Annotated in this window: 13 protein-coding genes; 4 read left to right on the forward strand and 9 right to left on the reverse strand. The window is 57.9% G+C overall.

From position 1 onward, the window contains the following. Window positions 1–7 precede the first annotated feature (7 nt). The 4 genes from VWY75_RS13570 to VWY75_RS13585 all read right to left on the reverse strand — a co-directional run bounded on the left by VWY75_RS13570 (window position 8) and on the right by VWY75_RS13585 (window position 4813). Window positions 8–1114 (reverse strand): extracellular solute-binding protein, encoded by a 1107-nt coding sequence (locus VWY75_RS13570; RefSeq protein ID WP_340547189.1) that lies wholly within the window; start codon window positions 1112–1114, stop codon window positions 8–10. A gap of 85 nt (window positions 1115–1199) precedes the next feature. Continuing rightward, window positions 1200–2300, reverse strand: coding sequence for an ABC transporter ATP-binding protein (locus tag VWY75_RS13575; RefSeq protein ID WP_416534309.1), 1101 nt, complete (start codon window positions 2298–2300; stop codon window positions 1200–1202). Between the two features lie 366 nt (window positions 2301–2666). Continuing rightward, window positions 2667–4061: an aspartate aminotransferase family protein gene (locus VWY75_RS13580; protein ID WP_340547187.1), complete on the reverse strand. Its 1395-nt coding sequence runs from the start codon at window positions 4059–4061 to the stop codon at window positions 2667–2669. 65 nt (window positions 4062–4126) lie between these two features. Further along, window positions 4127–4813, reverse strand: coding sequence for a GntR family transcriptional regulator (locus VWY75_RS13585; protein ID WP_416537716.1), 687 nt, complete (start codon window positions 4811–4813; stop codon window positions 4127–4129). A 141-nt stretch (window positions 4814–4954) separates the two neighbouring features. On the opposite strand from VWY75_RS13585, the gene VWY75_RS13590 reads away from it, so the two are divergent. The 4 genes from VWY75_RS13590 to VWY75_RS13605 all read left to right on the forward strand — a co-directional run bounded on the left by VWY75_RS13590 (window position 4955) and on the right by VWY75_RS13605 (window position 8975). Then, window positions 4955–6040 (forward strand): polyamine ABC transporter substrate-binding protein, encoded by a 1086-nt coding sequence (locus tag VWY75_RS13590; RefSeq protein WP_416537717.1) that lies wholly within the window; start codon window positions 4955–4957, stop codon window positions 6038–6040. A 114-nt stretch (window positions 6041–6154) separates the two neighbouring features. Beyond that, a complete protein-coding gene (locus tag VWY75_RS13595; RefSeq protein ID WP_340547184.1) occupies window positions 6155–7282 on the forward strand; it encodes an ABC transporter ATP-binding protein in 1128 nt (375 codons plus the stop codon). Further along, entirely contained in the window at window positions 7282–8163 is an 882-nt protein-coding gene (locus VWY75_RS13600; protein WP_416537718.1) for an ABC transporter permease subunit, read from the forward strand. Before VWY75_RS13595 ends, VWY75_RS13600 begins: the two co-directional genes overlap by 1 nt. Further along, entirely contained in the window at window positions 8160–8975 is an 816-nt protein-coding gene (locus VWY75_RS13605; RefSeq protein WP_416537719.1) for an ABC transporter permease, read from the forward strand. Before VWY75_RS13600 ends, VWY75_RS13605 begins: the two co-directional genes overlap by 4 nt. Window positions 8976–8983: 8 nt before the next feature. Here VWY75_RS13605 and VWY75_RS13610 read toward each other — a convergent pair whose 3' ends face one another. The 5 genes from VWY75_RS13610 to cysQ form a co-directional block, all read right to left on the reverse strand. Then, window positions 8984–10045: a glycosyltransferase family 2 protein gene (locus tag VWY75_RS13610; RefSeq protein WP_416537720.1), complete on the reverse strand. Its 1062-nt coding sequence runs from the start codon at window positions 10043–10045 to the stop codon at window positions 8984–8986. Window position 10046: 1 nt separating this feature from the next. Then, complete coding sequence (gene galE, locus VWY75_RS13615; protein WP_416537721.1) at window positions 10047–11030, reverse strand: UDP-glucose 4-epimerase GalE; 984 nt, start codon at window positions 11028–11030, stop codon at window positions 10047–10049. A 96-nt stretch (window positions 11031–11126) separates the two neighbouring features. Beyond that, entirely contained in the window at window positions 11127–12020 is an 894-nt protein-coding gene (gene galU, locus VWY75_RS13620) for a UTP--glucose-1-phosphate uridylyltransferase GalU (protein ID WP_340547179.1), read from the reverse strand. 184 nt (window positions 12021–12204) lie between these two features. After that, window positions 12205–13005 (reverse strand): 3-deoxy-manno-octulosonate cytidylyltransferase, encoded by an 801-nt coding sequence (locus tag VWY75_RS13625; protein ID WP_416537722.1) that lies wholly within the window; start codon window positions 13003–13005, stop codon window positions 12205–12207. Next, window positions 13005–13802, reverse strand: a complete 798-nt coding sequence (gene cysQ, locus VWY75_RS13630; protein ID WP_416537723.1) for a 3'(2'),5'-bisphosphate nucleotidase CysQ — start codon at window positions 13800–13802, stop codon at window positions 13005–13007. The genes VWY75_RS13625 and cysQ overlap by 1 nt, the downstream gene beginning before the upstream one ends. Between the last annotated feature and the right edge of the window lie 123 nt (window positions 13803–13925).

Here is a 13925-nt window from a genome sequence, read left to right on the forward strand (position 1 = left end):
GGACAGATTACTTGGCGAGCCACGCCTGGAATTTAGCGTCCAGATCGTCGCGGTTGTCTGCCCACCATTCGTAGTCATAGACATGAACGTTGCCGGAGTTCGCCGGATCGGTCGGCATATGCGGTGCCATGTCGATACCCAGAATGGCGTGTTTGCCAACCAGCGGCGCAGAGGAGGCGCGCGCCGGACCGTAGGAGATGAACTTGGCCTGATCTGCCAGACGCTGGGTGTCGGTTGCGAACTTCAGGAAGTCCATCACGCGAGCCTTGCGGTCTTCGGGCAGGTCAGCCGGAACGATCCAGCCATCCAGGTCGAAAGACTGCATATCCCAGAGCATTTCGATCGGCTGGTTCTGCTCAGCAATTGCCGAGAACAGACGACCGTTAAAGGTCGAGCCCATCACCACTTCGCCATCTGCCAGCAGCTGCGGCGTTTCCGCACCAGCAGTCCACCAGACGACCTGATCCTTGATTGTGTCGAGCTTGGCCAGGGCACGCTCCACACCTTCGTCGGTGCTCAGCACGTCGTAGATCTCATCCTTGGCAACGCCGTCGCAGTAGAGGGCCCACTCGACGTTGTCGATCGGACGCTTCTGAAGGGCGCGCTTGCCCGGATATTTCGCAGTGTCGAAGACATCGCAGATGGAGCTCGGCGGCGTGTCACCAACCTTGTCCATGCGGTACCCGAAGGTGGTCGAATACACGATCTGCGGCACGAAGCAGTCGCTGACAATCAGGTCGCCGAAGTCTTCGGTTGCGGGTGTGCCATCGGGCGCCGCAGCCAAATCTTCGTCGTGGTTCAGCTCGGCGGCGAGACCTTCGTCACACATACGCATCGCATCAGAAGCAACAACGTCGACCAGATCCCAGGTGACATTGCCCGCTTCGGTCATGGCGCGCATTTTTGCGGTCGCCTCGGCCGAGCTTTCATCCCAGATCACTTTCAGATCGGGGTGCATTTCCTGATAAGGAACCACATAGGCCTTCAGCTGGCTTTCCTGATAGGCGCCGCCCCAGGACACGATGGTCATCTCGTTGGCCATATCAGCAGCCATCGCCATCGGCGCACACAGTGCCGTAGTGGCTGCCAGGGCAGTCAGTTTGGTGAGTTTCATAGACACTCTACTCCTTGTTGAAATCGTTATTTATCTGGATTGTCCGCCGGTCGTTCGCTGCCGGAGGTTCGGGCGCGCGCGGACGTCAGGCGTCCAGCGCGCGGCAATCTTCAGGCAACCAGCCGATTTCGATCTGCTGGCCGGGCTTCAACCGTACCTGATCGGGTGCGTTGCGGGTCTTGATGATGAACTCATCATTTCCGGCGACGCGCAGACGGGTGCGGAAGATGTCGCCCATGTAGATAAACTCAAGCACTTCAGCCTTGAGCGTATGGGCGCCTTCCTGCATCCGGTCCTTGTTGTATTCAACACGCTCGGGCCGGATCGACACGCGGGTCCGCTCACCGGGTTTGGAAACGTTGATCGGCTTGCAGTCAATCAATTCGCCATCGTCCAATTGTACCAGCGCGATGCCATTGTTGACCTCTTTGACCGTGCCTTCCAGCGTGTTGTTCTCACCGATAAACTGGGCAACGAAACTGTTGGCCGGCTCTTCGTACAGCTCATCCGGCGGCGCCAGCTGCTGAATACGACCATCGTTGAACACTGCCACGCGATCCGACATGGTCAGTGCTTCAGTCTGGTCGTGGGTCACATAAACAGTGGTGATGCCCAGCTGATGTGCAAGATGGGTGATCTCGAACTGCATCTTCTCGCGCAGCTGCTTGTCCAGCGCGCCCAAAGGTTCGTCCATCAGCACCAGTTCGGGTTCAAACACAAGCGCACGCGCCAAGGCAACACGCTGCTGCTGACCACCGGACAACTGGGCCGGACGGCGGCCGCCAAAGGCGCCCATCTCGACCATGTCAAGCGCGCGCTTCACCTTCTGCTCACGCTCGGACTTGCCCATGTTGCGGACTTCCAGCGGGAAGCTCAGATTTTCGGCAATGGTCATGTGAGGGAACAGCGCGTAGTTCTGGAACACCATTCCGATGCCGCGTTTATGAGGCGGAATGTTGTTGATTGAGACGCCGCCAAGCCGAATATCACCATGGGTCGCTGTCTCAAAACCCGCCAACATCATCAAGCAGGTCGTTTTGCCCGAACCGGACGGGCCCAACATGGTCAGAAATTCGCCTTTCGGCATGGTGAGGTTCAGATCTTTGACAACGAGGTTCTCGCCGTCATAACTCTTCTGCACGCGTTCGAATTCTACGAACGCGCTCGTGTTTGACGCATCAGCCAAGTGAGGCTCCCTGGTTTGGTTCGGCAGATTAGCTCTGCACTTCTGTCGTGATGTAAGCACACACGAGTGTTGGTGTGCAACCGGATCGTCCGGATCATCTCTGTAGTTTACCTTAGGGCCGATAACGCCGGAAACGGTACGTATTGCGACGAACAAGGATCGAAAAGCGACAGGATTTAGATTGCCAATCAGATAAAAACTCTATGTGTACACGCCTTGATTGATCGCAAACGTCCGTTACCGGAAACACTCAAATAACCGAATTTGACCGAGCAGCTTTAACCGAGCCACAAAGATTCGCGGAAATAGCAAAGGCGCCGGCTCCCGACCGGAACCGACGCCTTGGTCAAACAGCTTCAGCCCGCGTCACGCGCTGTGCAGCAAGTCTCGCTCTTTCAGCGCTGCATAACATTCATCGAGCGACTGGCGCGCTCGCGCGATGAGCGTATCAATCTCTTCGGGTGTGATGATCAGCGGCGGCGAGATGATCATCCGATCACCAACGTGGCGCATCACCAGATTATTGGCAAAGCACCGCTCCCGGCAGATGTAGCCGACAGTTCCGGTTTCAGCGGCAAAGGCCGCGCGCGTCGCCTTGTTCGGGGTCAGTGCAATCGATCCCATCATGCCGACAATCTTGGCTTCGCCCACCAGCGGATGATCGACGAGCGCCTCCCATTGCTCCTTGAGATAAGGCGCCACAACATCACGCACATTGTCGATGATGTTCTCCTCCTCGAGAATGCGCAGGTTCTCCAGCGCCACCGCGGCGGCAACCGGATGGCCCGAATAGGTGTAGCCATGATTGAATTCACCGGATCCAATCACGGCTGCAATCTCGTCGCTGACAATAGATCCGCCAATCGGCGCATAGCCGGACGATAGCCCCTTGGCGATGGTCATGATATCGGGGCGAATGCCCATGGTCTGGCTTCCAAACCAATTGCCGGTACGCCCGAAGCCGCAGATCACCTCATCAGCGATCAGCAGGATTTCATATTTGTCGCAGATCCGCTGGATCTCGGGCCAGTAGGTTGCAGGCGGAACAATGACACCGCCGGCACCCTGAACCGGTTCGGCGATAAAGGCCGCGACCCGGTCTTCGCCCAACTCAAGAATCGCCTGTTCCAGCTCCTGAGCGCGCGCGAGACCAAACTCCTCTACCGCCATATCGCCGCCTTCGGCCCACCAGTTGGGCTGATTGATATGATGGATATCCGGAATCGGCAGGCCGCCCTGTTCGTGCATCGCAGTCATACCGCCCAGGCTGCCGCTGCCAACGGACGAGCCATGATACCCGTTCTTGCGGCTGATGATCACCGATTTTGTCGGCTTGCCCTTCATCGCCCAATAATGGCGGACCATGCGAATATTGGTGTCATTGGCTTCTGAACCAGACCCGGCGAAGAACACATGGTTCAGCCCCTCGGGCGCCAGTTCGGCGATTTTCGCCGCCAGCGCGATCGCGGGCGTGTGTGTGGTCTGAAAGAATGTGTTGTAGTACGGCAGCTCGCGCATCTGGCGGGCGGCGACATCTGCCAACTCGTCCCGTCCATAGCCAATGTTGACACACCACAGGCCGGCCATGGCATCCAGTATCTGGTTGCCCTCGCTATCTGTCAGCGTGACGCCGGTGGCGCGCGTGATGATCCGCGCGCCTTTTTCCGCCAGCTCACCGTTTGCGGTGAAGGGGTGCATGTGATGGGCCGCATCCAGCGCCTGAAGCTCGGCCGTGGGCAGGTGATTTGTAATCGCAGTCATGGGGCAGACTCCTGAAGGAAGAGATTGCGCCCAGAATATGATCAAATTCTAGCGTGTCAATCGAATCAGCTCGACTGATTCAGCCCCTGACTTACCTGATCCATCCCCTGAGCGACGTCCCGCTCCATGGCCAGCGCCGCCAGATCTGCGTCCTGGCGATGCAGGGCCTCGAGGATGTCCTTGTGCCGGTCGGGAAAGCTCTGCGTGCCGAGCCGTCCACAGACCACGCGCAACGATGGACCGAAGCGCAGCCAAAGCCGATCCGCCAGATCTGTCAGGATAGGCGCATCGGCATATGCATAAAGCCGCGTGTGGAACCGGTAGTTCTGCACCAGATAGCCAGTGACGTCTCCTGCCGAAATAGCCTGATCCAGAGCTGTGTCGATGGCCTCCAGCGCGGTGATATCATCCGCAGATACACGCGTGGTTGCCAACCGAGCAAGTTGACACTCTATTGTTTTTCTTGCATAAATCAGCTCGTTCAGGTCACTTTCACGTAACATCGGCACAGACACACGGCGATTTCCCTGAAACACCAGCGCGCCATCAGAGATCAGTCGGCGGATGGCTTCGCGTACCGGGGTCATCCCGGCCCCCAACGACTCGACCAGACCCTGGATGGTGACCGCCTGCCCCGGCGCCAGATCGCCAAACAGAATTTGCCCGCGCAAGGTCTGGTAGACGGTTTCATGGGCGGGCAGTTTGGCAGTGGGCTGACTGCCGGATGATGCGGCTGGTTGGCTCAGGTTCACCTTCTGAATTCCTCCTAAATTTTGGGCAGCTTGCACCAAGTTTCCCCAAGTGAAAACATAAACAGTATTGCCGAATGAGGCAAAACTTGATCAAATCCTTATCAGCCGGGCACGGAAACCGGCACGCACAGGGAGATACTCATGACACTCAAGACGATGACATTGACAGCCATCGTGGCGCTGAGCAGTGCGGCCGCCGTCGCCGAAGAAGTTCGCGTTTACAACTGGTCCGACTATATTGACGAAGCCTTGCTTGAGAAATTCGAAGCCGAGACCGGCATCGAACTGATCTACGACGTCTTCGACAGCAACGAGTTGCTGGAAACCAAGATGCTGGCCGGCGGCTCCGGTTACGATGTAGTCGTTCCGACCGGCTCGTTCCTGGCGCGTCAGATTCAGGCTGGCGCGTTCCAGAAACTGGATACCGACAAGTTGTCGAACGCAGGTAACATGTGGGACGTGATCAAGGAGCGTACGGCACGCTATGATCCGGACAACCTCTATTCCATCAACTACATGTGGGGCACGACTGGGATCGGCGCAAACACCGCAAAGGTCGAAGAGGCTCTGGGCGCGGATGCACCGATCGACTCGCTCGATCTGGTGTTCAACCCTGCCAACATGGAAAAACTGGCCGAATGTGGCGTCTACATTCTGGATGCCCCGGACGAGATGATCCCGGCCGCCCTGAAATATATCGGTGAAGATCCCAATAGCATGGACCCCGATGTGGTTGCCAAGGCCGAACCCGTGCTGATGGCGATCCGCCCCTATGTGAAGAAATTCCACAGCTCGGAGTACATCAACGCACTGGCAAATGGTGACATCTGCGTGGCCTTTGGCTGGTCCGGCGATATCCTGCAGGCGCGCGATCGTGCCGACGAGGCCGAAAACGGTGTTGAAATCGTCTTCAACGCGCCCAAGGAAGGCGCACTGATGTGGTTCGACCAGATGGCGATCCCGGTGGACGCCCCGAACCCCGACGGGGCCCACAAGTTCCTGAACTTCATTATGGAAGCCGAGAACATGGCTGCGGCATCCAACTACGTCTATTATGCCAATGGCAACAAGGCGAGCCAGGAGTTCCTCGAAGAGGATGTGATCAACGACCCCGCGATCTATCCGAACGATGACACCGTGAAAAACCTCTACATCAAAGAAGCCTATCCGCCCAAATTGCAGCGTACGGCGACGCGTATGTGGACCAAGATCAAATCTGGGACCTGACCCGAGATTGATTGACGCGCGGGGCATCGGATATGCCCCGCGCTCTTTCCTGCGGGAACGTCGGCAGCTGTTCCATGCCCGTTCCGCCACTTGCGTCATACATTGGGGGCCAGCGTGACTATTCCTGTTTTTGAACCCTGGAACGATCCAGAGGCTAAGCCCCTGATCCAATTCCAGAATGTTACCAAGCGCTTTGGTGAGTTCACCGCGATCGACGATCTGACGCTTGGGATCTACGAGAAAGAGTTCTTTGCCTTGCTTGGCCCCTCGGGCTGCGGCAAGACCACGATGATGCGGATGCTGGCAGGGTTTGAAACGCCAACCGAAGGCAAAATTTTCCTGTCGGGTCAGGATATTGCACCGGTCCCGCCGAACAAGCGTCTGGTCAACATGATGTTCCAGTCCTATGCGCTATTCCCGCATCTGAGCGTCTGGGACAATATCGCCTTTGGACTGAAGCGCGAGAACAAGCCCAAACATGATATCGCCGAGCGGGTACAGGAAATGCTGCGCCTGACCCGGCTTGAGAAATTCGCGCGGCGCAAGCCGCACCAGATCTCCGGCGGTCAACGGCAGCGGGTGGCCTTGGCAAGATCGCTGGCCAAAGCACCCAAACTTCTCTTGCTGGATGAACCTCTCGGCGCGCTCGACAAGAAGCTGCGCCAGGACACCCAGTTCGAACTGATGGACATTCAGGAAAAGACTGGCACCACCTTTGTTATTGTCACCCACGATCAGGAAGAGGCGATGACGGTCGCCTCCCGCGTGGCGGTGATGGACAATGGCCAGATCGTCCAAGTTGCTACTCCTGATCGTATCTACGAAACGCCAAATTCGCTTTACGTGGCTGATTTCATTGGCGATGTGAACATCATCGACGGCACCGCTTCGCCCACGGGCCCCGATGAATATGCGGTCAGCTGGAAAGATGGCGCCGCCCCGCTGACGGTGAAAAGCCAGGCGACATTCTCTGATGGCCAAGCCTGCCATCTGGCGATCCGCCCGGAGAAGGTCACGATCAGTGCGGATCGTCCCGCCGAGGCCGACAATAGCGTGCAGGGCCGTATTCTCGATATAGCATATCTCGGCAATATCTCGACATACCATGTCGAACTGCCATCTGGTGCGGTGATCAAAGCTCAGACCGCAAATACCCGCCGTATCGCCCGGCGCGCCTTTACCTGGGAAGACCCGGTCTGGCTGTCCTGGACAGCCACTGCCGGTGTCCTACTGGCAAACTGATGCGCCGCTTTTTCCTGATTGCCATCCCTTACGCCTGGCTTCTGGCGCTGTTCCTTGTGCCCTTTGCCATCGTGTTCAAGATCGCCCTGTCGGACGCCGCCGTCGCGCGCCCGCCTTATATGCCGCAGTTCGACTGGGTCACTGGTATCGGCGCCTTTATTGCGGATCTGGATTTTGAGAATTTCGTCTGGCTGACAGAAGACGACCTCTATTGGAAAGCCTATCTCAGCTCGCTTCGGATCGCTGTAATCTCAACTGTGCTGACCCTGCTGGTCGGCTACCCCATGGCCTATGGCATGGCCCGCGCCCCGTCTGAATGGCGTCCCACGCTGATGATGTTGGTGATCCTGCCCTTCTGGACCAGCTTCCTGATCCGCGTTTATGCCTGGATGGGCATCCTGTCGAATGAGGGGCTGTTGAACCAGTTTCTGATCTGGCTTGGGATCATCGACACGCCGCTCACCATTTTGAATACCAATACCGCGGTCTATATCGGCATCGTCTACACCTACCTGCCGTTCATGATTTTGCCGATATACTCGGCACTGGAGCGGCTGGACGGATCGCTCATCGAGGCTGCCGAGGATCTGGGCTGCTCACGTACGCAGGCCTTCTGGTTGGTCACCATCCCGCTGTCGCGCGCCGGCATCATTGCGGGCTGCTTCCTCGTCTTTATTCCGACGCTGGGCGAATTCGTGATCCCGTCACTGCTGGGGGGGTCGGACACGCTGATGATCGGCAAGGTTCTGTGGGAAGAGTTCTTCTCCAACCGTGACTGGCCAGTGGCCTCTGCGGTGGCAGTTGTGCTGCTATTGATCCTGATCGTGCCGATCGTGCTGTTCCAGCGCAACCAGCAGAAACAACAGGAGGCGGAACAATGACCCGACTGAGCTGGTTCAACACCGTTTCGCTGACGCTGGGATTTGCGTTTCTGTATATCCCGATGGTCATCCTGATCGCCTACAGCTTCAACGAAAGCAAGCTGGTTACCGTCTGGGCCGGGTTCTCTGTCAAATGGTATGGTGAACTGCTGCACAACGAGGCATTCCTCAGTGCGGCATTGGTCACGCTGAAGGTAGCCGTTATCTCTTCCAGCATCGCGACGGTCCTTGGCACCATGGCCGCCTACGTGCTGGTGCGCGGCGGGCGGTTCCTGGGGCGTACGCTGTTTTCCGGCATGATCTACGCGCCATTGGTGATGCCAGAGGTAATCACAGGCCTTTCGCTGCTGCTCCTGTTCATCGGGATCGGGCTGGATCGCGGGATTATGACCATCGTGCTCGCGCATACGACCTTTGCCATGTGCTATGTCTCGGTCGTGGTCTCTTCGCGGTTGGTAACCTTTGATCGATCGCTGGAGGAAGCCGCGCTGGATCTGGGCTGTTCGCAGGCAGAGGCGTTCCGCCTAGTGACGCTACCGATCATCGCGCCCGCAGTGATTTCAGGCTGGCTTCTGGCCTTTACCCTGTCGCTGGACGACCTGGTGATTGCCTCCTTCACCGCAGGCCCTGCTGCGACAACCCTGCCCATCAAGATCTTCTCTGCGGTGCGGCTGGGTGTCAGCCCGGAGATCAACGCGCTCTCGACGATCATGATCGGCATTGTCACCGTCGGCGTTGTCACAGCCTCGCTGGTCACCAAACATCAGTTGGTACGCCAGCGTCGTGACGAGCAGAACGCCGAACGCAGCTAAGCAGCGGCTCAGTCCGCGTCCCAATCAGGGGCGCGGGCCAGCCCCAATGCCTCCAACTGATCCGGTCCCTGATATCGGATCGCATCGCTGTGCCAGAGATCCGGTGCCGCAGCCAATTGGTTGTAATAGCCGTCGAACAATTCCGGCGCGCTGAAATGCTGGCCACGCCGCTTTTCGATCTCTGCCTTCTTGGTGATTTCGGGCAAGAATTTGCTGTGCAGCAGAACCCCGGACGGACCTGCCCCACCTGGCCCATCGTATAGTGCATTCAACCGCCTGGGCAGCATTGCATGGGTAGAATTCGTATAGGCGAAGCTGCGGTGCCATTTGACCAGCGGCACCTTGTTCAGCGTAGGTCCCCGCTGCGGCTCATCAGGAAAGAACATCCGCTCCCTGAGGCCGCCCTGTACCCACAGGTTGCCGCGCGGCGCCTGTCGAACCCGGCGATATGGCCCGGTATCAAACCACGGCAATACTCGGCGGGGATCATCACCTGGGACGTAACTCACCTCTCCCACTGACCCCTTGGGAAAAAGATCCAGCATCAAGGCACCGAAGCCAGCCCTGCCATGACGGTCCAGCCAATCTGTCAATCCGCGCAAACCGTGCCGGGCATCACCGCCAAACACCAGCAATTCATCTGCATCAACACTGAGACACCAGCGCCGGTGACCATAACGGATCTGAAGCCATGTCGCCCAGTCGAGACCAAACCGAGCATCGCGATAGCTGGCGCCTGTATGCCAGAGCGAGACATCAGGCTGACCGGCAAGATAGGCGGCGCTGCCATCATCGCTGCCATTGTCGACGATCAGAAAATGGTCGACACCCAGATCGCGATAAAAGGCCAGGAAAAACGGAAGCCGGGTCGCTTCATTGCGCAGCACTGTGATGGCAAGAATTGCATCCCGTTGCAGACTGCGAGTGCGGTCCGTCAGCGACGTCAGCCGATGCCGGGACCGGAAAGAGCGCCAAAGCAGCCGACGTCGCTGCCACCTCAGCCGATAGGCCGCCGCCAGGGAGATTTCCGGCAGCGGTACAGTACCTGGAGCCCGTTCTGGCCCCGTCACCCTAGCGCTCGTAAGCGCCGGCTTTGTGCCAGCCCCAGGCATCCGCGATCATAGTTTCAAGATCCGATCGCTTCGGTTCCCACCCAAGCAGGGTAGCCGCCCGCACCGAACCCGACACCAGCTTGGTGCAATCGCCGGCACGACGAGGACCAATTGAGTGAGGCACCGATTGACCGGTTGTCGCCTCCGCCTTGTCCATGACTTCCCGTACGGAGAACCCGGTGCCGGTCCCCAGGTTGAAGACCTGGCTCCCTTTGCCGTCTTTCAGCCATTGCAGGCCCAGCACATGGGCGTCGACCAGATCGCAGACGTGAACATAGTCACGCACGCAGGTGCCATCCGGGGTGTCATAGTCGGTTCCAAAAATGGTCAGTGCGTCACGTTTGCCCTCAACCGCATCCAGCACAAGCGGCACCAGATGAGTCTCGGGGCGGTGGAACTCGCCCACCTCGGCCTCGGGGTCGGCACCCGCCACGTTGAAGTAACGGAAGATCACCGACCGCAGCCCATGCGAGGCGCCAAAATCGCGCAGGATGTCTTCTACCGCCCGTTTGGACGCGCCATAGGCATTAAGGGGAAGCTGCGGCGTGCTTTCGTCCAGCACCACATTGTCATGCTCCCCATAGGTGGCGCAGGTTGATGAGAAAACGAAATCAAGGCAGCCGGCTGCAACCGCGGCTTCAATCAGCGTGAGAGACCCGCCGACATTGTTGGCCCAGTAGCGCCCGGGTTCGCTCATGGCTTCACCAACCTGGCTCAACGCGGCGAAGTGCATCACGGCGGCCGGTTGATATTTGGCAAAAACCTCGTCCAGTCGCAGACGATCAGCCAGATCCCCCTTTTCAAAGGGTCCGAACTTCACGGCGTCCTGCCAGCCAGTCACCAGATTATCGTAGGTTACGGGGGTAAAACCGGCAGCCTTTAGTGCCTTGCAGGCATGAGAGCCAATATAACCCGCTCCACCAGTCACCAGAATATATGTCAAAGCAGCGTCTTCCTGATCAAAAGGCCGGACAGTGCTGTCCGGCCACCCAATTTCCAGATGTTCACAATCTCCGCCACTCTCGGCGAAGTGATCGGCTTACTGCGCCGCCTTGTCGACCTGCGCAATCTCATTGATGTAGCACATCAGATCATCGCGCAGCTCTTCACGTGCCAGCGCAAAGGCGACGGTTGCCTGCAGGAAACCAGCCTTGGATCCGCAATCAAAGCGCTGACCACGGAAACGATAGCCGTAGACCGGCACATCGTCGGCGATATCTTCGGCAATGGCATCGGTCAGCTGGATCTCACCACCGGCGCCCTGTTTCTTTTTATTGAGATTGCGCAAGACCGATGGCGCCAGGATATAGCGACCAATTACCGCCAGATTAGACGGGGCATCTTCGGCTTTGGGCTTTTCAACCATGCCATTTACCGACACCACCGAGCCCATGTCGTCGCGCACATCCAGCACGCCGTAGGACGATGTCTGTTCTGGCGGAACCTCCATGGCCGCGACCATATTGCCGCCGGTTTCCTCGTAGGCTTCCACCATCTGCTTCAGGCAGGGGGTTTCCGCCGCGATGACATCATCAGGCAGGATCACCGCAAAGGGTTCATTGGCGATCAGGCGACGCGCGCACCAGACCGCGTGACCAAGGCCCAGCGCCTGATGCTGGCGAATATAGGCAATCGCACCCGATTCCATATTGGTCGCTTTCAGGATTTCCAGCAGATCATCCTTACCCTTCTTGCGCAGCTCCTGCTCAAGCATGGGTGAATGGTCGAAATAATCCTCTAGCGCTCCTTTGCCGCGCGAGGTGACAAAGATGAACTCCTTGATGCCGGCCTCTCGGGCCTCATCAATGGCATATTGGACCAGCGGGCGGTCAACCAGCGTCATGATTTCTTTGGGAACCGATTTGGTTGCCGGCAGGAATCTGGTTCCAAGCCCGGCCACCGGAAAAATTGCCTTCGTTACTTTTCTACGCATCTCGCACTCTCGTTTCTATTTCTCAAACCGTTCTGATGCGGTTCGTCAGTGGGGCCGTTTAGGTGGCAAAACCTACCTCGAAAGGCCGGTCAGAGTATTCCGTAGGCAGTTCAGAAAATATACCCCCAGTCACATTTCGCTCACGGCATCCCGTATCATGTTTCATATTATCGACAATTCAGGCCTATTTGTGACCCATTTTTTTCATCATCGCCTCAATCCGGGGAACATCCTCGGGGTTGTTCAGCTCCCAGAACTCGCGTCCACGTGCTTCAACCTCCACGCAGAGAATCTTGCGCCCGTTCTCAAGAAAGCGCAGCTGCTCCAGCCCTTCGAGGGTTTCCAATGGCCCGACAGGCCAGCCAGGATAGGCGCTCAGCACGTCCGGGCGATAGGCATAGACACCGACGTGGTGAAACACCGGCGTCTCCTGATCTGAACCATAGGTTTCGGACGTAAAGGGCACCACCTCCTTGGAGAAGTAGAGCGCATTATGGTCGCTACCGAACACCGCCGTGGTGCCGCCAACACGACCGGCCTTACGGTCTGCCAGCAGACTGTTCAGCGTCGCGCCGTCGCAGCACAGCACCGGCGTTGCCAACCCTTTGTCAGGCGCGCCGCGCAGGCCGACAATCAGATCCTCGATAAACCAATGCGGCGTCAGCGGCGCGTCCCCTTGCAGGTTCACTACGATATCATAATCGCCGCCAAGTTTATCCAGCGCTTCGGCGCAACGCTCCGTCCCGTTGGCGCAGCTTTCGGAGGTCATAACGACCTCGGCACCAAACCCGGTGGCAGCATCGCGAATTCGGTCGTCGTCGGTTGCGACAACCACACGATCTACGCCATTGACGGCCATGGCCGCACGCCAGGAGCGTTCGATCAGCGTTTGGCTCTCGCCGCTGGACCCGGTCAAAGCAACAAGCGGCTTACCAGGATAGCGGGTCGAAGCATAGCGGGCGGGAATGACGATAAGGACGGACATCAGGCTTTCTTAAGCTCCACACCCGGCGCATAGGCTATAAAGAAAGGATTCGCATAGCCTTCCTTGCCGTAGGTCAGTGGCGAATGATCATCAAAACGTACCACTTGACCACCGGCACCGCAGAGGACCGCATGACCAGCGGCGGTATCCCATTCCATGGTCCGCCCCACCCGCGGGTAGAGGTCGGCTTCGCCTGTTGCGACCAGACAGAACTTCAGCGAAGACCCCGCGCTCTTGCTGTCCTTCACGGCGTATTTGTTGATGTAATCATCGGTGGCCTGATCACGGTGCGATTTCGACGCAACCACCATCAGCGCATCATTATCACTGTCTGCAACACGAATGGGTTTGATCTCTCCCATGGCTGAGGGATCAAAAGCGCCGGTTTCCTCAACCGCTGATCCGTCCGCCAAGGTGAAGAACATCCGAGACCGCGCCGGCGCATAGACAACGCCGCGCGTCGGCACACCGTTTTCGACCAATGCGATATTGACGGTAAAATCACCGCGGCGGTGGATGAACTCCTTGGTTCCGTCCAGCGGATCCACAATCAGAAAGGTGTGCCCGCTCTTGCTGTGCGATTCCGCCTGTTCCTCGGTCACCAGCATCACGTCGGGAAAGGCTGCGCGCAACCCGGCAGAAATCAACGCATCGGCGACCTCGTCAGCGGCGGTTACCGGGCTTTCATCCGATTTCACCTTCACCTCGAATTCATCCGAATTATAGATCTCCATGATCTTCTCTCCGGCTTCGATCGCCAATCGGCGGATTACCGGAATAAGCTCATCATATGTCACAAACACTCTCCCTGACCGGGTTTGGTTGATTACAGCAGTTGTCCCCCTTATGGTCGGGGTGAAACGGAACAGCAAGATTTCCGTGGTAACGATAAGCAGAGTTTCACCTAAAGCAGGTCCGGC

Origin of the sequence: Phaeobacter sp. JH20_08 (genome assembly GCF_048056635.1) — a bacterium.
Classification (GTDB): Bacteria; Pseudomonadota; Alphaproteobacteria; order Rhodobacterales; family Rhodobacteraceae; genus Phaeobacter; species Phaeobacter bryozoorum.